The sequence below is a fragment of the Burkholderia plantarii genome, assembly GCF_001411805.1.
Taxonomy (GTDB): Bacteria; Pseudomonadota; Gammaproteobacteria; order Burkholderiales; family Burkholderiaceae; genus Burkholderia; species Burkholderia plantarii.
This window is the reverse complement of record NZ_CP007213.1, coordinates 2,729,954-2,752,151: the sequence shown is the minus strand read 5'-3', so window position 1 is coordinate 2,752,151 and position 22,198 is coordinate 2,729,954. Positions and strand designations below refer to the sequence as shown.

General features: G+C 70.9%; 18 protein-coding genes and 1 pseudogene. 11 read left to right on the top strand and 8 right to left on the bottom strand.

Annotated elements, in window-relative coordinates:
- Positions 1-61 precede the first annotated feature (61 nt).
- The 3 genes from mdh to bpln_RS28360 all read right to left on the bottom strand — a co-directional run bounded on the left by mdh (position 62) and on the right by bpln_RS28360 (position 4,503).
- Positions 62-1,234 (bottom strand): iron-dependent methanol dehydrogenase, encoded by a 1,173-nt coding sequence (mdh, locus tag bpln_RS28370; protein ID WP_042628480.1) that lies wholly within the window; start codon positions 1,232-1,234, stop codon positions 62-64.
- A gap of 220 nt (positions 1,235-1,454) precedes the next feature.
- Entirely contained in the window at positions 1,455-2,843 is a 1,389-nt protein-coding gene (locus bpln_RS28365) for a glycoside hydrolase family 28 protein (protein WP_055140686.1), read from the bottom strand.
- A gap of 436 nt (positions 2,844-3,279) precedes the next feature.
- Complete coding sequence (locus bpln_RS28360) at positions 3,280-4,503, bottom strand: lytic transglycosylase domain-containing protein (protein ID WP_055140685.1); 1,224 nt, start codon at positions 4,501-4,503, stop codon at positions 3,280-3,282.
- 191 nt (positions 4,504-4,694) lie between these two features.
- Between bpln_RS28360 and bpln_RS28355 the strand changes: the two genes are divergently transcribed.
- Positions 4,695-4,892, top strand: coding sequence for a hypothetical protein (locus bpln_RS28355; RefSeq protein ID WP_055141261.1), 198 nt, complete (start codon positions 4,695-4,697; stop codon positions 4,890-4,892).
- A gap of 9 nt (positions 4,893-4,901) precedes the next feature.
- On the opposite strand, the pseudogene bpln_RS28350 reads toward bpln_RS28355, so the two are convergent.
- A pseudogene (locus tag bpln_RS28350) lies at positions 4,902-5,194 on the bottom strand (glutathione-dependent formaldehyde dehydrogenase); the annotation flags it as partial.
- 43 nt (positions 5,195-5,237) lie between these two features.
- On the bottom strand, positions 5,238-6,119 hold the full coding sequence (locus tag bpln_RS28345; protein ID WP_055140683.1) for a LysR family transcriptional regulator: 882 nt from the start codon (positions 6,117-6,119) through the stop codon (positions 5,238-5,240).
- A 147-nt stretch (positions 6,120-6,266) separates the two neighbouring features.
- Between bpln_RS28345 and bpln_RS28340 the strand changes: the two genes are divergently transcribed.
- From bpln_RS28340 to bpln_RS28320, 5 genes are all read left to right on the top strand, one after another.
- Entirely contained in the window at positions 6,267-7,403 is a 1,137-nt protein-coding gene (locus bpln_RS28340) for a muconate/chloromuconate family cycloisomerase (protein WP_055140682.1), read from the top strand.
- A 27-nt stretch (positions 7,404-7,430) separates the two neighbouring features.
- Positions 7,431-7,721: a muconolactone Delta-isomerase gene (gene catC / locus bpln_RS28335; protein ID WP_055140681.1), complete on the top strand. Its 291-nt coding sequence runs from the start codon at positions 7,431-7,433 to the stop codon at positions 7,719-7,721.
- A 44-nt stretch (positions 7,722-7,765) separates the two neighbouring features.
- A complete protein-coding gene (catA, locus tag bpln_RS28330; protein WP_055140680.1) occupies positions 7,766-8,701 on the top strand; it encodes a catechol 1,2-dioxygenase in 936 nt (311 codons plus the stop codon).
- Positions 8,702-8,812: 111 nt separating this feature from the next.
- On the top strand, positions 8,813-10,069 hold the full coding sequence (locus tag bpln_RS28325; protein WP_055140679.1) for a GTPase: 1,257 nt from the start codon (positions 8,813-8,815) through the stop codon (positions 10,067-10,069).
- Complete coding sequence (locus bpln_RS28320) at positions 10,066-11,730, top strand: GTPase (RefSeq protein WP_055141260.1); 1,665 nt, start codon at positions 10,066-10,068, stop codon at positions 11,728-11,730. The genes bpln_RS28325 and bpln_RS28320 overlap by 4 nt, the downstream gene beginning before the upstream one ends.
- 48 nt (positions 11,731-11,778) lie before the next feature.
- On the opposite strand, the gene bpln_RS28315 is transcribed toward bpln_RS28320, so the two are convergent.
- Both bpln_RS28315 and bpln_RS28310 read right to left on the bottom strand, forming a co-directional pair.
- A complete protein-coding gene (locus bpln_RS28315; RefSeq protein WP_055140678.1) occupies positions 11,779-13,017 on the bottom strand; it encodes an MFS transporter in 1,239 nt (412 codons plus the stop codon).
- Positions 13,018-13,150: 133 nt separating this feature from the next.
- Positions 13,151-14,050: an NAD(P)-dependent oxidoreductase gene (locus bpln_RS28310; RefSeq protein ID WP_042628472.1), complete on the bottom strand. Its 900-nt coding sequence runs from the start codon at positions 14,048-14,050 to the stop codon at positions 13,151-13,153.
- A 317-nt stretch (positions 14,051-14,367) separates the two neighbouring features.
- Between bpln_RS28310 and bpln_RS28305 the strand changes: the two genes are divergently transcribed.
- The 5 genes from bpln_RS28305 (at position 14,368) to bpln_RS28285 (ending at position 21,161) form a co-directional block, all read left to right on the top strand.
- Entirely contained in the window at positions 14,368-15,690 is a 1,323-nt protein-coding gene (locus tag bpln_RS28305) for a gallate dioxygenase (RefSeq protein WP_055140677.1), read from the top strand.
- A gap of 92 nt (positions 15,691-15,782) precedes the next feature.
- The gene (locus bpln_RS28300; RefSeq protein WP_055140676.1) at positions 15,783-16,808 is read left to right on the top strand and encodes an amidohydrolase family protein; all 1,026 of its coding nucleotides are present in this window, start codon (positions 15,783-15,785) and stop codon (positions 16,806-16,808) included.
- A gap of 2 nt (positions 16,809-16,810) precedes the next feature.
- The gene (ligK, locus tag bpln_RS28295) at positions 16,811-17,494 is read left to right on the top strand and encodes a 4-carboxy-4-hydroxy-2-oxoadipate aldolase/oxaloacetate decarboxylase (RefSeq protein ID WP_042628470.1); all 684 of its coding nucleotides are present in this window, start codon (positions 16,811-16,813) and stop codon (positions 17,492-17,494) included.
- 15 nt (positions 17,495-17,509) lie between these two features.
- On the top strand, positions 17,510-18,223 hold the full coding sequence (locus bpln_RS28290) for a substrate-binding domain-containing protein (RefSeq protein ID WP_055140675.1): 714 nt from the start codon (positions 17,510-17,512) through the stop codon (positions 18,221-18,223).
- Between the two features lie 544 nt (positions 18,224-18,767).
- Positions 18,768-21,161 (top strand): PAS domain S-box protein, encoded by a 2,394-nt coding sequence (locus bpln_RS28285; RefSeq protein ID WP_055140674.1) that lies wholly within the window; start codon positions 18,768-18,770, stop codon positions 21,159-21,161.
- Between the two features lie 9 nt (positions 21,162-21,170).
- Here the strand turns inward: bpln_RS28285 and bpln_RS28280 are convergent, their stop codons facing one another.
- Positions 21,171-22,079, bottom strand: a complete 909-nt coding sequence (locus bpln_RS28280; RefSeq protein ID WP_055140673.1) for a LysR family transcriptional regulator — start codon at positions 22,077-22,079, stop codon at positions 21,171-21,173.
- Positions 22,080-22,198 lie beyond the last annotated feature (119 nt).

The window sequence follows — 22,198 nt, the reverse complement described above, 5'->3', positions numbered from 1 at the left end:
TCGGCGGCGACGGCCCCGCCGCCGGACGGGCGAGGCCGGATGCAGGCACGGCCCGCCGCGCCTACATCGCCGCTTCGAAGATGCCGATCACCTGCTTCAGCGTGGCGGTGCGCGGGTTGGTGAGCATGCAGGCGTCCTTCTGCGCGTTGCGCGCCATCACCTCGTGGTCGTCGGCCTTCACGCCGAGGCCGGCGAGGCCCGCGGGAATGTCGATCGAGGCCGACAGCGCGCGGATCGCGGCGATCGCCGCCGCGCCCGCGTCGGTTACCGACCGCCCCGCGGTGTTCGCGCCGAGCAGCGCGGCGATGCGCGCGAAGCGCTCGGGCGCCGCGATCAGGTTGAACTCGCAGACGTGCGGCAGCAGGATCGCGTTGCAGACGCCGTGCGGCAGGTTGTAGAAGCCGCCGAGCTGGTGCGCCATGGCGTGGACGTAGCCGAGCGAGGCGTTGTTGAAGGCCATGCCGGCCAGGTACTGCGCGTAGCACATGGCCGCGCGCGCCTCCATCGATTCGCCGTTGGCCACCGCCTTCGGCAGCCAATCGCCGATCAGCGCGATCGCCTTTTCCGCGCAGGCGTCGGTGATCGGCGTGGCGGCGGTGGAGACGTAGGCTTCCACCGCGTGGGTGAGCGCGTCCATGCCGGTGGCGGCCGTCAGCGCGGGCGGCATGGCCACCATCAGGCGCGGATCGTCGATCGCGACGAGCGGCGTGCAGCGCCAGTCGACGATCGCCATCTTCACATGGTTGCGCGAATTGGTGATGATGCAAAAGCGCGTCATCTCGGCGGCCGTGCCGGCCGTGGTGTTGATCGAGATGAGCGGCGTCATCGGCACGCTCGATTTGTCCACGCCCTCGTAGTCGCTGATGTGGCCGCCGCCCGCCGTGACGAGCCCGATGCCCTTCGCGCAGTCGTGGGAGGAGCCGCCGCCCAGCGACACGATGAAGTCGCAGCCGCTGCGCTGGTAGAGCGCCACGCCGTCGTGGACGTTGAGGTCGGTCGGGTTGGGCTCGGCGCCGGGGAAGATCTCGGCGTCGAGGCCGGCTTCGCGCAGGTAGCCGGCGATCGTCGCGGACAGCCCCATCTTGTGCAGGCCCGCGTCGGTGACGATCAGTGCCTTCTTCGCGCCCAGCGACTTCGCCCGCGTGCCGGTCTCGCGCGCGCAGCCGGCGCCGATCAGCGTGACGCAGGGAATGAAGAAGCTGTCGGTGCGGTCGGCGATGCTCAGGTAGCTCATGGTTGCTCCGGATGGTAGGTGGGGATCGTGTTGCTGCCACCGGTCCGTTGCAGGAACCGTACCATCGGCCGGAAGGCGCGACGGGCAAGGCCCGCCGCGATTCCGGAGCGGCTCGCGGGTGCGCTCGATCAGGACACCTGTGCCGTTTTTGAGCAGGCCCGGCGCAGCGGCGCGCCGCCGGAGCGGCACGCGCGCGACGCAAAAGAGCCTGATGCGCCGCTCAGAGTTGCGCCGGGATCGTGATCGAGGCCGGGCACGCGAGCGTTGCGCCCGTGTCGGTGATCGGCACCACCTGACCGTTGCTGCCGATCGAGGTCGTCACGCTGCTGTGGCCGCCCACCTGCAGTTCGCCGTTGCTGACCGTGAACGCGTTGCCGCCGGTGATCTGGCTGTTGGTGATGCGGATGCCCGTGTCGCCCGACTTCGGCACGCCGATCAGGCTGTTCGACAGGCCGACGATGGCGCCCTGCGTCTTGGTGGCGGTGGCGATCACGTTGTCGATGCCGACGTTCGCGATGATCGGCAGGTCGCCGCCGGTGCCCGAGGCGTAGGCATAGGTGAACAGGAACGGCTGCTGGACGTTGCGCATGCAGGTGTTGCGGTAGTTCACGCCGGTGGTCGCGCCGCTGTCCTTCGCGGTCTGGTCGGTCTTGATCCGGTAGCCGAAGTCGGTGCCGCTGAACTGCACGGTGTCGACCGTCACCTGCGAGACGCCCGGGCTCGCGAGCGTGTGGCCCGCCGCCTCCTGGCCGCCGATCGAGATGCCGTGACCGCCGCCCACCACGCAGTGGCTGATGGTGACGTTGCTGGTGGCCGCGCCGCCGGCGTTGGACTTGATGGCGATGTCGTCGTCGCCGGTGTCGAGCAGGCAGTTGCGGATCGTGGCCGTCTGGGTGCCGATGATGTCGATCGCGTCGGTGTTCGGCGCGAGATCGTCGCCGTTCGCGTTGCGATTCGGGTTCGCGTAGATCCAGACGCCATCGATCGTCACGTTCTTCGAGCCCGACTCGATCACGAGCTGCTCCTTCGGCGAGTTGCGGATGATGAGCGCGTTGCCCGGGTCGTTCGACGTGCTCGGGAAGGCCACGATCGCCTGCGGCTTGCCCGCGTCGGTGAAGTTCGATCCGATCTGCAGGTTCGAGCCCGTCAGCGCGATCAGCTTTGGCCGCGCCGTGTTGTTCTGGCCGACCGCGCTCGTCCAGTAGCTCTGGCCGTCGCCGTCGATCGCGCCGGTGCCGGTGATGGTCACGTTGCCGAGGCCGCTGCCGGTCAGCATCGCGCCGCCCGACGGCTGGCCCGGCGAGCCCTTCAGCGTGAAGCCCTTTTCCAGCTTCAGCACGATGTTGCTGGCGAGGTTCACGCTCGTGATGACGGCCGTGGAGACGCCGTTGTTGACGGTCAGGTCGATGAGGCCGGGGCTGCTGCTCGAGCCCGAGCATTGGGTGATCGCGCTTTGCAGGGCGCTCGTGTTGGCGGTGGGCGAGCTGCTCCATTGCGGCGTCGCGCAACTGGCCGCGTGGGCGGCCGGCGCGGCAACGAACGCGAGCAGGCTGGCGAGCGTGCCGAAGGTGGCCGTGACGGCCGTGCGGATGCGGGTTCTCGGGATCATGTCGTTCCTTGTTGTCGAGTAGAAGAGGGAAAGCGGGTTGGGCCGTCGCGTGAGGTGCCGGGGCCGAGGGTTGGGTGTCAGGTATTTGTTAAGTTCTACTGAACGCACACCAGGCGCTGCTGCATCGAAGTGGGCTGCGTTCATGGCTGTCTCCTTAATTGTAGGATGTCATACAACTTGGATTGCACGGTGGGCTGCCGGCACCTTGCTGGATTCCATATTGCTTTCAAAACCCGTCTGTTTAGTTTTTATTCGTCTAAATTAAGTAATTTTTTAGCAATTTAACCAAGGTGACGAGGGTGTCGCCCCTGGATGTCTGGATCATAGCGATCTAGTTATACGATGTCATATATAAAAAAGACGCCGTTCCGGAGACAATGCCGCTGCCCGCCGCGAGGCGGTAGGCAGCGGATGGGCGCAGCGGGGGGAGGGGGGCTTACTTCGTCAGATACCAGAGCGCGCTGGTGCTGTTGCGGGCATCGGCGGCCGGCTTCGTGGCGGGCGCGGGGGCGGCGGGCGTGGCGGCCGGTGCCGGCGCGGTCTGCGCCGTGGCATACGTGGCCGCGTTGGTGGCCGCGTTGGTGATCGTATTGGCCGGCGTCTCGACGTCGGGCAGCTTCGTCGGCCCCGACACCGTCGACGGCGTCGACACGTACCACAGCGCGTCGGTGCTCGCCGGGCCGGCGGCGCGCGGCCTCGGCGCCGACGCGGCGGCCGCTGCCGCCGCCCGCATGCCCGGCGGCAGCGGTGCGTTGTCGGGCCGGCGCCGGGCCTTCGCCTCGGCGCCGCCGAGCTGGAATACCAGCGAGGGCTCGAGCGACGCGATCACCGCATAGGGCGGCTGCGATTCCCAGCGCAGCACCGCGCGGCCGTGCGGCGTGTCGGCGAAGATCGCCGGGACGCGCTTCATGTCGCTGAACTGCGCATAGATCTTCGTGCCGTCGTCGAACACCTGCACCGGCTTGACGTCGGGCGCGCCGCTGATGTCCCAGCCGAAGTTGTACTGGCCGGGCGCCGCCGCGGAAATCATCGGGGACGGCGGCGCGCCGGCGGGCACCGCGGCCGGCAGGCCGCCCGGTGCGTTCGCGGCGCGCGGCGCGGCCAGCTTGACCTGGTTGACCTCCAGGCTCGCGAACGGGTTGTAGGTCTGCGGCGGCGTGAAGGAGGGCGGGAGAATGGGCATCGGGGAGTCCGCGGTGCTGACGATCGACCGGGCCGCGTCGACGACCTTGCGCGCATAGGCGAGCCGCTTGTCGGGCGCGCTCGCGTTGTACGCGCCGATCGCGTTCCAGGTCGGTCCGAATTGGCGAATGTTTTCCGAGAGGATCCACGCGCCGACGTAGGCGTTGGTGCAGGGATCGAACAGGCTCTGTTCGGTGATGCCTTCGCGTGCGAGGCGCGGCAGCCACGAACTGTTTATCTGCATCAGGCCGATGTCGAACGTGCCGTTGCTGTTCGGGTTGATCACGTTGGTGCGGGTGCCCGACTCGACCTGCGCGATCGCCCGCATCAGGCCCACGTGTACGTGCTGGAACGCGGCGGCCTCGTCGATGCAGTCGGCCCGCGCGACGCCCGGGCGGCCCAGCGCGATCGCGGCCAGCGCGCCGAGACAGAGCGGCGCGACCCCGCGGAGCGCAATCTTCCGGTATCGCATGGCCATGATTGTTCTGGGTGGGACGGCACGAAGTAGCGGCATTTTACCCGGCCTGGAAAAAATCCCAAGCCCGCCGCGGGCGTGCCGGTGGCGCGCCGCCCCGTCGCGACGGGGCACGCGCCGTGTGGCCACCTTGGCCCGGAAATTGCATGAAGGCATGCCGCCCGCGCGCCACGCGCATCCATCCGGAGGAACCCATGCAATCCGTCGAACCGAAATCGTCCCAGGCACGGTGCCCGCAAACCGGCGAGGTAGCGCCGCCGCCGGCGGGCGATGCGGGCTCCACCCCCGGCTCGCCGGGCGGGCTGCGGGTACGCTATACCGGCACGGTGAAGGTGGAGGGCGGGCGCATCGCCCGCAGCGATCATCTGATCAGTTTCGATCGCGACGAATGACCCGCGCGCTCACGGCTTCATGACCACCTTGATGCAGCCGTCGCGCTTGTCGCGGAACGTCTCGTACATCCCCGGGCCGTCCTCGAGCGGGACGGAATGCGTGATGACGCACGACGGATCGATCTGCCCGCGCTCGATGCGCGCAAGCAGGTCGCCGGTCCAGCGGTTCACCTGCGTCTGCCCCATGCGAAGCGTCAGCCCCTCGTCCATCGCGGCCCCGAACGGCATCGTGTCGAGCACGCCGCCGTGGACGCCCGGTACCGACAGGATGCCGGCCGGCACACGTAGATCATCTCGCGCAACTGGCAGCGCAAGCGCCGGCGGCGTACCCGGCGCCGGCGCACGCTACCGATAGACTTCCCCGATCAGCGCCTCGACCAGCGCGATGTAGGGGGAGCGGTCGTTGAGCCGGTAATTGAGGATCACCGGCGAGCTCACGCGCTCGTCGTCGATCAGCCGGTAGTCGAGATCGTGGCGCATCTGGCAGGCCGAGGCCGGGATCAGGCAGACGCCGAACTCGGCCGCCACCAGCCCGAGCGCGGTCTGGATCTCGCGCACTTCATGGACCTCGGCCGGCTCCACGCCGTGCCCGTGCAGCGCGTCGAGCACCTGGTCGGCGAAGCCGGGGCGCGGCTCCTTCGGATAGACGATCAGCGGCTGGCCCGCCAGCAGTCCGATCGGCAGCGGCTGCGCGGTGCCGGCCAGCGGCGAGGATTTCGGCACCGCCACCGCGAGCCGCTCCTCGTGGACCACGATGCCGGCCACGCCCGGATCGCTGTGGCGCACGCGCCCGAAGCCGAGATCGATGCGGCCCGCCTTCAGCGCGTCGAGCTGCTCGATCGACATCAGTTCCACCATCCGGATCTCGAGTTCCGGCGCCCGCGCGCGCAGCATCTTCAGCACCGCCGGCAGGCCGCCGTAGAGCGTCGAGGCGACGAAGCCGATCGACAGCACGGCGCGCTGGTGCAGGCCCACGCGCCGCGTGGCTTCACGCGTCTGCTCGACACGCCCGAGGATCTGGATCGCCTGCTCGTGCAGCAGCCGGCCCGCGTCGGTCAGCTGTACCGGCCGGCTGTCGCGAATCACCAGCTGCACACCGAGTTCCTCCTCCAGCAGCTGGATCTGCCGGCTCAGCGGCGGCTGCGCGATGTGCAGTTGCGCGGCGGCGCGCGTGAAGTTGCGTTCGCGCGCGACGGCGACGAAATAACGAAGCTGGCGAAGATCCATGGCGTGCGAGGCGGCGGGTTGGGGGACGCGGCGCACGATATCTTAAAGGTATCGTGCGGGATGAAAAAGGTGTTGGACGGGCCGCCGCCGCGCGCCGTATAAATCGGTGCCATGAACTCCGCTTCCGCCGTCTCCGCCGCTTCAGCCATGCCCCGCGCCACCGTCGAACGCGTCGAGACCTCCCTCGTCGATCTGCCCACGATCCGCCCGCACAAGCTGTCGGTGGCCACCATGCACGGGCAAACCCTGATGCTGGTGAAGGTATTCTGCAGCGACGGCGTGGTCGGCATCGGCGAGGGCACCACCATCGCCGGCATGGCCTACGGGCCGGAGAGCCCGGAGGCGATGAAGCTCGCCATCGACGCCTATTTCGCGCCGGCCATGATCGGCCGCGACGCCACGCGCGTGCAGGCGCTGATGGCCCATCTCGGCAAGCTGGTGCGCGTCAGCCACTTCGCCAAGAGCGCGCTGGAAACGGCGCTGCTCGACGCGCACGGCAAGCGGCTCGGCGTGCCCGTGAGCGAGCTGCTCGGCGGGCGCCGGCGCGAGCGGCTGCCGGTGGCGTGGACGCTCGCCTCCGGCGACACCGCGCGCGACATCGACGAGGCCGAGCGGATGATCGAGGCGCGCCGCCACCGCGTCTTCAAGCTGAAGATCGGCGCGAGGCCGGTCGAGGCCGACGTGCGTCACGTGGCCGAGATCAGCCGCGCGCTGGCCGGGCGCGGCACGGTGCGGGTGGACGTCAACATGGCCTGGAGCGAGACGCAGGCGGCCCGCGCGATCCCGGCGCTGGCCGAGGCGGGCTGCGAGCTGGTCGAGCAGCCGGTGGCCTCGCCCGCCGCGCTGGCGCGCCTGATGCGCCGCTATCCGGTCGCGCTGATGGCCGACGAGATCCTGCAAGGCCCGGAGAGCGCGTTCGAGATCGCCCGGCAGCGCGGCGCCGACGTGTTCGCCGTGAAGATCGAGCAGAGCGGCGGCCTGTTCGCGGCGCAGCGCGTCGCGGCGGTGGCCGACGCGGCCGGCATCGAACTCTACGGCGGCACCATGCTGGAGGGCGCGGTCGGCACGATCGCCTCGGCGCACCTGTTCGCGAGCTTCGCGAACCTGCAATGGGGCACCGAGCTGTTCGGGCCGCTGCTGCTCACCGAGGAGATCCTCACCGCGCCGCTCGACTATCGCGATTTCGAATTGACGGTGCCCGACGGCCCCGGCCTCGGCATCGAGCTGGACGAGGCGAAGCTGCGCCGCTTCACGCGCGACGGCTTGATTCGCGTGACCCGCTGATTTCCACCGATCGAAAGGAACCCCACGATGCTTTTCCACGTGCGCATGGACGTCAGGCTGCCGCCCGGGCTGCCCGCCGACGTCGCCGACGCGATCAAGCTGCGCGAGAAGGCCTATTCGCAGCAGCTGCAGCGCAGCGGCAAGTGGCGCCACCTCTGGCGCATCGCCGGCGAGTACGCGAACGTCAGCGTGTTCGACGTCGAGAGCAACGCCGAGCTGCACGAGATCCTGAGCGCGCTGCCACTGTTCCCCTACATGACGATCTCGGTCATGCCGCTGTGCCGGCACCCGTCGTCGGTCCGCGACGGCGACGCCTGAGGCCGTCGGCGCGCCATCCCCCATACCAACACGGAGACAAGCCCATGAACGTTCAGGTATCCCAGACGCAGGAAGCGCAGGCCCTGCTCAGGGCCGCGGCGAACCTCGACGACGACGGCGGCGACGCGCGCTTCAAGCGCATCGTCCACCGCCTGCTCGGCGACCTGTTCCACGCCATCGACGAGCTCGACATCACGCCCGACGAAATCTGGGCCGGCATCAACTACCTCAACCAGCTCGGCCGGGACGGCGAGGCGCCGCTGCTGGCCGCGGGCCTCGGCCTCGAGAAGTACCTGGACATCCGCATGGACGCCGAGGACCGCGAGGCCGGCATCGCGGGCGGCACGCCGCGCACCATCGAGGGCCCGCTCTACGTGGCGGGCGCGCCGGTGCGGGACGGCGTGGCGAAGATGGACCTCGACGCCGACGAGGACGCCGGCCCGCTCGTGATCCACGGCACCATCAAGGGGCCGGACGGCCGGCCGGTGGCGGGCGCCGTGATCGAGTGCTGGCACGCCAACTCGAAGGGCTTCTATTCGCATTTCGATCCGACCGGCACGCAGACCGCGTTCAACCTGCGCGGCGCCGTGCGCACCGGCGCGGACGGCCGCTACGAATTCCGCACGCTGATGCCGGTCGGCTACGGCTGCCCGCCGCACGGCGCGACCCAGCAGTTGCTGAACGGGCTCGGGCGCCACGGCAACCGTCCCGCGCACGTCCACTTCTTCGTGACCAGCGACACGCACCGCAAGCTGACCACGCAGTTCAACATCGAGGGCGATCCGCTGATCTGGGATGATTTCGCCTATGCCACGCGCGAGTCGCTGATCCCGCATGTGGTTGAGAAGACCGGCGGCGCGGCGCTCGGCCTGAAGGACGACGCCTACCGGGCGATCGAGTTCGACATCGTGCTGACCGCGCTGGTGGGCGGCCGCGACAACCAGATCGTGCAGCGCCGGCGCGCCTCGGCCGCCGCCTGATTTTTGCTGCCGGATTTTGCGGCCTGATCCCGCCGCCCGGGACCAGAGGCCCAACCGGGCGGCGCGTCCCGCCGCCGCCCGCCGATCGATGTCCGCCGGGGAGGAAGCTGCGTGTCCACTGATATCCACGACGCCGCGCTGCGCGACGTGCTGGCCGTGCTGCCCGCGCGCGCAGACGACCTGGCGCGGCTCGCGCGGCTGGCCGAGGGCGGCGAGCCGGTGGTGACGGTCGTCGGCAAGTACAACCACGGCAAGAGCAGCCTGCTCAACGAGCTGGCCGGCAAGCCGCTGTTCGCCGTCTCCGACCGGCGCGAAACCGTGGCGCTGGCGGACGGCCGGCATCTCGGCGTGCGCTGGCTCGATGCGCCGGGGCTCGACGCCGACGTGGCCGGCGCCGACGATCGCCACGCGCTGCGCGCGGTCCGGCTGTATGCCGACATCCGCCTGTTCGTTCACGCCGCGAAGGAGGGCGAGCTCGACGCGCGCGAGCGGCAGTGGCTCGCGGCCCTGCTCGACGACGACGCGCGCACCGCACGCCGGACCTTCTTCGTGCTGTCGCAGATCGACCAGTTGGCCGACGACGACGCGCTCGCCCGGGTGGCCGCCGCGATCGGCGCGCAGGTGCCGGCGGCCGAGCCGTGGTGGGTGTCGTCGGCGCGGCATCGCAACGGGCAGGAGGGCGGCAAGCGCCTGCTGATCGAGCGCAGCGGGATTCCGGCGTTGCAGGCGGCGCTGCGTGCCGCGCTCGAACGCGTGCCGGCCGCGCGTACCCACGAGGCCACGCGGCTATCTACCGAGATCGCCGCGCAGCTCGACGCGCTGCGCGCCGAACAGGACGCGGCGCTGGCGACGCTGCGCGAGCGGCAGCGGCAGCAGCGCGACAGCTTCGACCTCGGCCTGCGCGGCGTGATCGACAAGGTCGGCGCGCGGCTCTGCGCGATGCTCGACACGCTCGGCGCCGATCACGCGAGCGTGCCCGACACGGCGCGCGATGCCTATGCGAGCACCGCCGGCAAGCGCGAGCGCGGGCAGATCCAGATCGCCTATTCGCGCGCCTGCATCGAGATCGACGGCTTCCTCGCCGGGCTCGGCGTGGCCGAGCTGCCGCCCGGGCGCGCGCAGGCGGCGAGCAGCATCCATTCGGTGATGATCGCCGTGATGGGGATCTCCGTGAAATTCCGCGAGGACCTGCGCCGCATGTTCGGCGAGGCGGCCGGCCGCGACCGGCTGCGGCGCGACTTCACGCACTACTACGAGCTGTCGGCGGAGCGCGTGGCGCTCGCGGGCGAACTGGCCGGGCGCGAGCAGGCCCGTGCCGCGACGGCCCGGGCGGTGGCCGCCATCGACGCATGGCGGGCCGGCGCATGACGGCGCGCGCGAGCGAGGAGCGGCGCTTCATCGACGCCGCCGACGGGCTCGAGTTCGGCGCGCGCGACCTGTCCGGCCTGTTCGATGCGTTCGATGCGTTCGATGCGTGGCTGGCCGAGCGCGAGACGAGCCTGCGCGAGGCCCGGCTCGGCACCGACGGACTGCACGAGGGCAGCGCGCTCGCCAGGCAGGGCGCGGCGATCGACGCGGTGCTGCGGGCCGCCGCGCCGGCCTGCGCGCGGCCGTGGACGTCGATCGAGGCGGCCCGCTCGCTGGCCGGGCAGTTCGAGGATCGCGCGATGCTGCTCGTGTTCGGCAAGTTCAACGCCGGCAAGAGTTCGTTCTGCAATTTCCTGGCCGATCGCTTCGCCGCGCACGGCAAGGCGGTGCGGTATTTCCGCGTCGAGGCGGGCCGGCTCGTGGCGAGCGCCGGACGCTTTCGCGAGGGCGAGACCGAAACCACCGCGCAACTGCAGGGCGTGTATCTGGGCGCGCGGCTGGTGCTGCTCGATACGCCCGGCCTGCATTCCGTGACGCCCGACAACGCGGCGCTGACGCGGCGCTTCATCGAGAGCGCGGACGGCGTGATCTGGCTGACCAGCTCGGCCTCGCCGGGGCAGGTGCAGGAGCTCGACGATCTCGGCCTCGAACTGCATCGCGGCAAGCCGCTGCTGCCGGTGCTCACGCGCAGCGACGAATACGAGGAGGACGAACGGGACGGCCGGCTCGTCAGGCAGCTCGCCAACAAGAGCGCGACGCGGCGCGCGCTGCAGGAGGCCGACGTGACGGCGCGCGCGGCCGACAAGCTCGCCGCGCTGGGCGTGGACGCGTCGCGGCTGGCCGCGCCCGTGTCGGTGTCGGTGCGCATGGCGCGCGAGCCGGCGGCACCCGAGGTGGCGGACGGAGCCGGTGTCGACGCCGATCGCGAAGCGCTGGCCGCGGCGGGATTCGAACGGCTCTATGTGGCGCTGCATGCGTTGAGCGGGCCGGCGCTGGCCTACAAGCGCCGCAAGCACGCCGAGGTGGCGCTGCATCATCTGGACGAGAACCTGTCGCGCGCGCTGCATGACGAACTGCGGCCGATGCTGGCGCGGCTCACGACGCTCGTACACGAGGCGGCCGGGCGGCTCGACGCGCAGCAGGCGCAATCGCGGCGCGAGATCGTGCGGCGCGTGCTGCCGGCGCTGCCGCGCGCGCTCGACGCCCATGCCGCGGCACGCGACGTGCCGGCGCTGTGCCGCTCGGTGGCGGCGGCGCTCGACGGCGCGCTCGTCGACGCGATTGCGGCGCAGTTCGGCGACTACCTGATCGTGCCCGGCCCGCCGGACGCGCGGGACGCGTCCGGCGCGCGGATCGAGCTGCGCGACGGCACCGGTTACGAGGAACGGGTGGTGGGCGATGCGGGGCAGCGAATCGAGGTCGATTACCAGCGCCTTTACACGGCACTGCGCGAGGCCGTGCTCGAGCGCGCCACGCTCGCGGCCGACCACGCGGCCGGGCAGGCGCGCGCCGCGATCGAGCGCCTGCTGGAACGGGCGCGGCGGCTGGAGCGGGTGCTCGAGCAGGGCGCGCGGCGGCTCGATGCGCTCGGGCGCGAGTTGCGCGCGGCGCCGGCGCGGCCGGCGGCCGGGCTGGCGGCCACGCACGCGCCCGGGCGATAGCCACGGGGTAACCGGCGGCGCGTCAGACCCAAGCGCCACCGCGCCGGCTCACTCCACCATCGCCAGGTCGCGTCCGCGCGTCTCGGGCAGCAGCAGCGCCGCCACCACCACGATCAGATAGGCGCTGCCGGCGCACAGCCCCATCGCGGCGCCGAGGCCGGTGCGCGTGCTGACGAGCCCGACCAGCGTCGGCATCACCGCGCCGATCGCGCGCCCGGCGTTGCCGCACAGCCCCTGCGCCGCGCCGCGGATGCGGGTGGGGAACAGCTCGGCCAGGTAGGCGCCGGTGCCGGCCGCGGTGCCCGACTGCAGCGTGCCGAGCACGAAGCCGAGCACCAGCGTGGCGGCGAGGTTGATCGGCGCCATCGTGTAGAGGCTGACGGCCACCGCCTGCAGGCACGCGATGATCACGAAGGTCTTGCGCCGGCCGAACGCGTCGGCCATCCAGCCGTTCAGGAACGCGCCCGCGAACGAGCCGAGGATGTTGATCGCCAGATAGCCGCCGACGTGGGTGATCGACAGGTTCAGCACCAGCTTCAGGTAGGCGGGCAGCCAGGTGATCATCACGTAGTTGCCGCCGTAGATGCCGAGCGTCAGCAGGATCGCCTTGACGGTGGTGGCCCGGCTCGGCCCGCTGAACACCTCCCAGATGCCGACCGGCGCGGCCGCCTCCAGCGTGGCGCGCTCGCGCGTGAACACCGGCGCCTCCTCGATGTTGCGCCGGATCCAGAGCACCAGCACGGCCGGCACCACGCCGAGCGCGAACAGCACGCGCCAGGCGAGGTTCGGCTCCAGCGTGCTGAGCAGCAGCGTGGTGAGCAGCACGGCGATGCCATAGCCGATCGCCCAGCCCGCCTGCAGCGCGCCGACCACGCGGCCGCGCAGTTGCGGGTTGATGGTTTCGCTGATCAGCACGGCGCCCACCGCCCACTCGCCGCCGAAGCCGATGCCCTGCAGGCTGCGCGTGACGAGCAGCTGCCAGAACGAATCGGTGAAGGCCGACAGGAACGTGAACAGCGAGAACCACGCGATCGTCAGCTGCAGGATGCGCACGCGGCCGTAGCGGTCCGACAGGATGCCGGCGATCCAGCCGCCGATCGACGCCATGATCAGCACGGTGGTGCCGAGGATGCCGGCCTGGCCGCGCGTCATGCCCCACAGCGCGATCAGGGTCGGGATGGTCAGCGCGTACATCTGCGTGTCCATCGCGTCGAGCCCCCAGCCGCTGAAGCAGGCCCAGAACGTGCGCTTTTCCGATGTCGTCAGTTGTTTCAGCCATGAAGCCATGAAACGGGTCTCCTCGTGATTCATGTGGGGTTGCGGCGTCGCGCGCGGTGCCCCGCGAGGGGGCCGATTCGTGCCGATTCCTGCCGGTTGGCGACGGTTGCCGGCGACCGCCGGCGCCGCCGACGGCGCGCGATCATTCGCGGCGCAGCAGGTCGCGCCAGGCCGGCAGCGCGCCGCGTGCGTCGAGCGCGGCGCGCAGCGCCGTGGCCCGCGCGGCCTGCTCGCGCTGGACCGCGGCGACTTCCCGCGCGAGCGCGCCCGACATGCCGAGGCTGTCGAGCATGGCGGCCGCCTCGTCCATTTCCTCCGAGCGGCGCTGCCCGTGCTCCACCACGCGGCCGATCAGGTAGGCCTCGTGGCCGCTGTCCCAGCCGGTGCCGGGAAAGCTCGCGGCGAGCGAGGCCAGCACGCGCGCATCGACGCCGAACGCGTTGGCCGCGAGCATCGACTGCACGCACAGCGCCTCCATGCCCTTGATCATGATGCTGCGGCAGAGCTTGATGGCCGAGGCCAGTCCGACCGCATCGGCCACCGCCTCGGTGCGCATCCCGAGGCCGTTCAGGCGTCCGGCCAGTTCGGCCGCCCGCGCGCCGCCGAGCAGCATCGGCACGCGGATGCCGTGCGGCGGCACGGGCGCCATCACGGCCGCTTCCACGTAATCGGCGTGGCCGCCCTCGACCAGTTCGGCGTTGCGCTGCTTGACGGCCGGCGACACCGAGTTCAGATCGATGAACACCTGGCCCGCGCCGAGCAGCGGCGCGCAGGCGGCGGCCACCGCGCCGGCCTGGCTCGCCGTGACGGCGGAGAACACCAGCTGCGCGCCGTGCAGCGCCGCCGCGAGGCTGTCGGCCGCCTGCGCGCCGCTGGCCCGCGCGCGCTGCAGGATCGGCTCGCGCGTATCGGGGTGATCCAGCTCGATGTCGTAGGCGGCGACGGCGAGGCCCTGGTCCGCGAACGCGCGGGCGAGGATCGGGCCGACTTCGCCGAACCCGACGATGGCGACCGGCTGCGGGGAAGGGGCGGCGTGGTTCATGGCGAGGCTCGGTGGCCGGGCGGCGCGGCGGCGATCGCCCGCGCGGCACCGGCGATATCGGAAAGGCCAATGCTATCCCGGCACCGCCGCGCCGAAGCTTGCCTTTTGCATGCGGACCCTTCGAAAATAGTTATCGACCCCGGTCTGGCCGATCCACCTAAACGCCGCGCGGGCGAGGCGCGGCGGCGCTTCGTGGCGGTTTTTTCCGGTTCTTTTTCGCGATCCGGTGTGTTGACGCCGGGCGGCGCGTCATATCTCATACGTTTATCTGTTGCCCGCCGGCGGTCGCGTCGGGCACGCCCAACCAGGACGCGAGTATGGCCCGGATCATTGGCGGCATCGCCGCATCGCACACCCCGACGATCGGCTTCGCCTTCGACAGGAACAGGCGTGACGACGCCGTCTGGGCGCCGATCTTCGAGAATTTCGCCCCGCTGGCCGACTGGCTCGCGGACAGGCGGCCCGACGTGCTGGTGCTGATCTACAACGACCACGTCACGTCGTTCTTCCTCGATCACTACTCGGCGTTCGCGCTCGGCGTCGGGCCGCAGTGGGAAGTGGCCGACGAGGGCGGCGGCGCGCGCGACCTGCCGCCGATCCAGGGCGATCCCGCGTTCGCGGCGCACATCGGCCGGTCGCTGATGGCCGACGAGTTCGACATGTCGTTCTTCCAGAACCGCAAGCTCGATCACGGCTGTTTCTCGCCGCTGTCGATGCTGTGCCCGCATGATCCCGCCTGGCCGGTGCGGCTGGTGCCGCTGCAGATGGGCGTGCTGCAGCTGCCGGTGCCGGGCGCGCGGCGCTTCTACAAGCTCGGCCAGGCGCTGCGGCGCGCGGTGGAGAGCTACCCGGAGGATCTGCGCGTGGCGATCGTGGCCACTGGCGGGCTGTCCCACCAGGTTCACGGCGAGCGCGCCGGCTTCAACGACACCGACTGGGATCACCGCTTCCTCGACCTGTTCCAGCACGACCCCGAACAGCTCGCCGACATGACGATCGCCGAATACGCGACGCTCGGCGGCTTCGAGGGCGCCGAGGTGATCATGTGGCTGACCATGCGCGGCGCGCTGTCGGCGAGCGTCGAGTGCAAGCATCGCAGCTACTACCTGCCGTCGATGGCGGGCATCGCCACGGCCGTGTTCGAGAGCGTCGAGCAGGCGCCGGTGCCTGCCGCCGTCGAACGCCATCGTCGGCACATGGCCGCGCAGCTCGACGGCATCGAGCGGCTGGAGGGCACCTATCCGTTCTCGATCGAGACCGCGGTGAAGGCGTACCGCATCAACGAGTACCTGCACCGCATGGTGGAGCCCGCGCATCGCGCGGCGTTCACGGCCGACCCCGAGGCCAGCTTCGAGGCGGCCGGGCTCTCGGAGCAGGAACGCGACCTGATCCGCCGGCGCGACTGGCGCGGCCTGCTGCACTACGGCGTGATCTTCTTCGTGCTGGAGAAGCTCGGCGCCGTGACGGGCGTATCGAACCTGCACATCTACGCGGCGATGCGCGGCGAAACGCTGGAGGCGTTCCAGCGCACGCGCAACGCGCCGGGCGCGCTGTACTCGGTGGCCGGCAAGACGGCCGGCGCGCTGGCATGGGACCAGAACGAAGCAGGCGAAGCGGGCGGGACCGACGCCACGCCATGACCGGCGCGGACGGCCCGCGCGCGGCCCGGTCTGATGGCCCGACCCGCGCGCCCCGTTCGTCCGGTTCGACGTATCCACGATAAGGAATGCAAATGATCATCGATATTCACGGCCACTACACGACCGCGCCGAAGGCGCTGGAGGCGTGGCGCAACCGGCAGATTGCCGGCATCGCCGATCCGGCCCGGAAGCCGGCCGTGTCGGAGCTGAAGATCAGCGACGACGAGCTGCGCGAGTCGATCGAGACCAACCAGCTGCGCCTGATGAAGGAGCGCGGCCTCGACCTGACCGTGTTCAGTCCGCGCGCGAGCTTCATGGCGCACCACGTCGGCGACTTCGAGGTGTCCAGCACCTGGGCCGCGATCTGCAACGAGCTCTGCTATCGCGTGAGCCAGCTGTTCCCCGACCACTTCACGCCGGCCGCGATGCTGCCGCAGAGCCCCGGCGTCGATCCGAGGACCTGCATTCCCGAGCTCGTGAAGTGCGTCGAACAGTACGGCAACGTGGCGATCAACCTGAACCCCGATCCGTCGGGCGGCCACTGGACCAGCCCGCCGCTGTCGGACCGCTCGTGGTATCCGATCTACGAGAAGATGGTCGAGTACGGGATCCCGGCGATGATCCACGTCAGCACCAGCTGCAACCACTGCTTCCACACCACCGGCGCCCACTACCTGAACGCGGACACCACCGCGTTCATGCAGTGCCTGACCTCGGACCTGTTCAAGGACTTCCCGACGCTGAAGTTCGTGATCCCGCACGGCGGCGGCGCGGTGCCCTACCACTGGGGGCGCTTCCGCGGCCTCGCGCAGGAGATGAAGAAGCCGCTCCTGAAGGACCACCTGCTCAACAACGTGTTCTTCGATACCTGCGTCTATCACCAGCCCGGCATCGACCTGCTGACCGGCGTGATCCCGGTCGACAACATCCTCTTCGCGAGCGAGATGATCGGCGCGGTGCGCGGCATCGATCCCGAGACCGGGCATTACTACGACGACACCAGGCGCTATATCGAGGCGCTCGACATCGACGCGGCGACTCGCCGGCAGATCTACGAAGGCAACGCGCGGCGCGTCTATCCGCGGCTCGACGCGGCGCTCAAACGCAAGGGAATGTGACCATGTACGAACTCGGTGTGGTGTATCGCAATATCGAACGCGCGGACGGCGACGTCGCGACGAAGCTGGGCGCGCTCGGCAGCGCGACCGTCCATGAGGCGATGGGCCGGGTCGGCCTGATGAAGCCCTACATGCGGCCGATCTATCCCGGCGCGCAGGCGGGCGGCACGGCCGTCACGGTGCTGCTGCAGCCCGGCGACAACTGGATGCTGCACGTGGCCGCCGAGCAGATCCGCCCCGGCGACCTGGTGATCGCGGCCTGCACCGCCGACACCACCGACGGCTTCTTCGGCGACCTGCTGGCCACCAGCTTCCAGGCGCGCGGCGCGCGCGGCCTCGTGATCGACGGCGGCGTGCGCGACGTGGCCGTGCTCAAGCAGATGGACTTCCCGGTCTGGAGCAAGGCGATCTCGTCGAAGGGCACCGTGAAGGCGACGCTCGGCTCGGTCAACGTGCCGGTGGTCTGCGCCGGCGCGTTCGTCACGCCCGGCGACGTGGTGGTGGCCGACGACGACGGCGTGGTGGTGGTGCCGCGCGCGCGTGCCGCCGAGGTGCTGGAAAAGGCCGCGGCGCGCGAGGCCAACGAGGCCGACAAGCGCGCGAGGCTTGCCTCGGGCGTGCTCGGGCTCGACATGTACAAGATGCGCGAGACGCTCGCGCAGGCCGGCCTGCGCTACATCGACTAGGGAGCGCCGGCACCGATGACCTCCCACGAAGGCGGCGCGCCGCCGCTCACGCTGATCTCGTCCATGGCCACGCGGCAGATCCTGCAGCGCCTGGCGGATCAGCATGCCGCGCTCACCGGGCAGCGCGTCGCCGTCGAATCGGTGGGCGGCGTGGAAGCCGCGCGCCGCGTCGCGCAGGGCGAGCCGTTCGATCTCGTCGCGCTGGCCGGCGACGCGCTGGCGAGCCTCGAACAGGCCGGGCGCGTCGATGCCGCGAGCCGGGTGGCGGTGGCCCGCTCGGGGATCGCGGTGGCCGTGCGCGAAGGCGCGACGCGTCCCGCGATCGACACCGAGCAGGCGGTGCGGCAGGCCGTGGCCGACAGCCGTTCGATCGGATATTCGACCGGGCCGAGCGGGCGCCATCTCGAAGCGCTGTTCGCGCGCTGGGGGCTTGCCGACGCGATCGCCGCGCGCCTCGTGCAGGCGCGCCCCGGCGTGCCGGTGGCGAGCCTGGTGGCGAGCGGGGAGGCCGAACTCGGCTTCCAGCAGGGCAGCGAGCTGCTCGGCCAGCCCGGCATCGTCGTGCTCGGGCCGCTGCCGGATGCCGTGCAGGCCGTGACGGTGTTCGGCGCGGCACTGGGCACGACGGCGGCGCCGGCGCGCGTGGGCGCGGCCCGCCGGTTCCTGGCCTTCCTCGCCTCGCCGCAGGCCGAAGCCGCGAAGCGCGCGTTCGGCATGGAGCCGGCGTAGGCCGCGCGCCGCCGGCGCGGCGTGTGCCCGGGATTTGTCCCGTTTCGATTCGATCGACCCGGCGCCTTGCCGGACGCGGCACGCCGGCGGTTCGCGCGCGGCGTGCCGCTCGTTCTCCCGGTTCGTCTTCGCTTCCCCCGACGCGATGCCGCCGCCGGTCCTCGCCGGATCGCGCGGCGCCGCGCTCCCCCCACGCACGCATTCCCGGATCGTCCGGCTGGCGTGCGCGCCCTCGGAACATGGCGCGTCCGCGCGGGCCGGTCGGCGTGGCGTCCAAAAAATGACACAATGCGGGGAAATTTTCGGTATGCCGTTCCGGGTCACGACCCTCGACACGGCAACCGTCCGCTCGCTGCGGATGGCGGAGTCCGGAAAATCACGAATGCGGAGGAAGGACGAACGGCGGCGCCCTCGATGCGAGGCGTCGCCCCGTCCCGGGGAGCGCAGCTTGCGCAACGAAATGGCAACGCGCCGGTAACGCCGTCGAGCGGACAGACGCCGGTCTGCCGCCGCCGTTGCCGACGTGTCTGGGGTTGTCGGAATCATGACGAATCGAATCGAAGTCGGATCGGCCCTGGCCGCGCATTGGCCGGCCATCTGGATGGAGACTACCGAGGATTACTCGATCTGCGCGCTGGCGCCGGACGGCCGCATCCTCAGCTGGAATCGCGGCGGCCAGCTGATTCACGGCTATCGGCGCGAGGACATCGTGGGGCAGCACGTGAGCGTGCTGTATCGCGACGCGGAGCGCGCGGCCGGGGCGCCCGAGGCGGCGCTGGCCGCCGCCGTCGCCGACGGCCGGCACGCCAGGGAAGGCTGGCGGCTGCGCCGCGACGGCGAGCCGTTCTGGGCCAACATCGTGATCACGGCGCTGTCCGACGGCAACGGCGGCCTGCCCGGCTTCGTCGAGGTGGTCCGCGACATCACCGACAAGAAGGCCGACCACGACGCCGCGCTCGAGAGCGAACGGCGCTTTCGCCTGCTCGTGCAGGGCGTCGTGGACTATGCGATCTTCATGCTCTCGCCCGATGGCTACGTGGCGAACTGGAACGCCGGCGCCGAGCGCATCAAGGGCTACACCGACGCGCAGATCATCGGCTCGCATTTCTCGCGCTTCTATACCGCCGAGGATGCCGCCGCCGGCGTGCCGATGCGCGGGCTCGAGACGGCCCGCCGCGAGGGCCGCTTCGAGGCCGAGGGCTGGCGCGTGCGGCGCGACGGCAGCCGCTTCTGGGCGCACGTCGTGATCGACGCGATCCGCCACGAGGGCGAGCTGATCGGCTTCGCCAAGGTCACGCGCGACATCACCGAGCGCCGCGAGGCGGCCGAACTGCTGGAGCAGACGCGCACCGCGCTGTTCCAGGCGCAGAAGATGGAGGCGATCGGCAAGCTGACGGGCGGCGTCGCGCACGATTTCAACAACGTCCTGCAGGTGATGCGCGGCAATCTCGAACTGCTGCTGAGCCGCCACGAACCGGACCCGTGGTCGCGCGAGCGGCTCGGCAAGGCGATCGGCGCGGTCGATCGCGGCGCGCGGCTGGCGTCCCACCTGCTCGCGTTCGGGCGCCGCCAGCCGCTGCAGCCTGCGGTCATCAGCCCGGCGCGGCTGCTGCGCAACATCGACGACCTGCTGCGCCAGGCGCTCGGCGAGCCGGTCGAGATCGAGACGGTGGTGGCGGGCGGCCTCTGGAACACCCAGGTCGATCCGCATCAGCTCGAGAACGTGGTGCTGAACCTCGCCATCAACGCGCGCGATGCGATGCCCGACGGCGGCAAGCTCACGCTCGAACTGGCCAATGCGATGCTCGACGACGGCTACGTGGCGAGCGTGCCCGACGTGCCGGCCGGCCAGTACGTGATGCTGGCCGTGACCGACACCGGCGCCGGCATGACGCGCGAGGTGCTCGACCGCGCGTTCGAACCGTTCTTCACCACCAAGCCGGAGGGGCACGGCACCGGGCTCGGCCTCAGCATGGCCTACGGCTTCGTCAAGCAGAGCGGCGGTCACATCCGCATCTACAGCGAGGTGGGCCACGGCACCACCGTGAAGATCTACCTGCCGCGCTCCACCGAGGCGCTCGCCGACCCGCGCCCGACGCATTCCGGCTCGCTGCGGCGCGGCTGCGAGACGATCCTGGTGGTGGAGGACGACCTGTCGGTGCAGTCGACCGTGATCGACATGCTGGCGGGGCTCGGCTATGCCGTGCTCAAGGCCAACGACGCGCAGCAGGCGCTGGCCGTGATCGGCAGCGGCGTCCACGTCGACCTGGTGTTCACCGACGTGGTGATGCCGGGGCCGGTGCGCAGCCCCGACATGGCGCGCCGCGCCGTGCAGATGGTGCCCGGCCTCAAGGTGCTGTTCACCTCGGGCTACACGCAGAACGCGATCGTCCACGGCGGGCGGCTGGACCCTGGCGTGGAACTGCTCAGCAAGCCCTACAGCCGCGAGCAGCTTGCCTACAAGCTGCGGCTGATGCTCGGCCCGGGCGCGAGCGAGGACGCGGCCGAAGGGGCGGCGGATGCATCGCGCGCGGACGCGGCCGGGCCGCACCGGGAAGGCCGGGACCAAAATCAGAACCAGCCGGCGGCCACGCGCGTGCTGGTGGTGGACGACGACGTCGATTCGCTGGAGGCGGTCGGCCTGCTGCTGACGATGTGCGGCCACGAGCCGGTTAAGGTGGCCGATCCGGACGCGGCGCTGGAGGCGCTGCGCGCGCAGCCATTCGACGTGCTGCTGACCGACCTGACGCTGCCGCGGATGCACGGCATGGACCTCGCGCGCGAGGCCGTGCGGCTGTGTCCCGGCATCGGCGTGATCTTCGCCTCGGGCCACGCCGTCTCGAAGGACGAGGACCCCGGTTTCCCGTGGACGGCGTTGCGCAAGCCGTTCGACGCCGACCAGCTGTTCAGCGCGGTGCAGAAGGCCGCGCGGCGCTAGCCGCGCGGTTCAGCGCGCGGGCGCGAAACGCAGCTGCGCCTTCAGGTAGTTCAGGAACGCCTGCCGTTTCGGCGACGCCACGCGTTCGCGCGGAAACAGCGCGTTGAGATCCTGCGGCGGCCCGCTCCAGTCGGGCAGCACGCGGCGCAGGCGGCCCGCCTCGACCTCGGGCGCCATGCTCGCGTCCATCGCCAGCAGCATGCCCTGGCCCGCGCGCGCGGCGTCCAGCAGCAGCACCGGATCGCTCGCGACGATCACCGGCTCGACGGGATAACGCACTGCCTTGCGGCCCGCCCGGCGCAACGGCCAGTCGTAGCCGCGCTCGCTGCGCGCCTGATGCAGCGCGAGCGCGGGCAGCCGCCGCAGCGCGTCGGGATGGTCCGGCGCGCCGTGGCGCTCGAACCAGGCGGGGCTCGCGTAGATCGAGGTCGGGAAGCTGCCGAGCCGCCGCGCCACGAGGCTCGAATCGGGCGGCACGCCCAGGCGCAGGGCCACGTCCACGTCCGCCTCGAACAGGTCGAGCGGCACGTGCGTGGCGAGGATCTCGAGCCGCATCTCGGGATAGCGCGTGCGGAACCCGGCGATCAGCGGCGCGATCCAGGTGGCGCCGAACGAATACGGCAGCGTCACGCGCAGCCAGCCGGCCGGCCTGCCGCGAATGCGCTGCACCGCTTGCTCGGCCTCGTCGAGCTGCGCGGCGATCGGGCCGCAGCGCTCGAAATAGGCGGTGCCGGCCTCGGTGAGGCGCAGCTTGCGCGTGGTCCGGTGCAGCAGCTGCGCGCCGAGGTGGGCCTCGAGTTCGCGCACGCGCCGGCTCACGGTGGTCTTCGGCATCTGCAGCGCCAGCGCCGCGGCCGTGAAGCTGCCCGCCTGCACCACGCGCACGAAGACGAGCGTGTCGTTGAGATCCCTGGCCATGAATGCGCGCCTCCGGTCGATGCCGGCGGCGGGCCGCGCCGGCTCGCCGATTGTGCCATGGGTGGTGCAATCCTTGCCGCCCGGCGCGGCTAATCGGCGGCGCGCGCCGCGCTTATCGT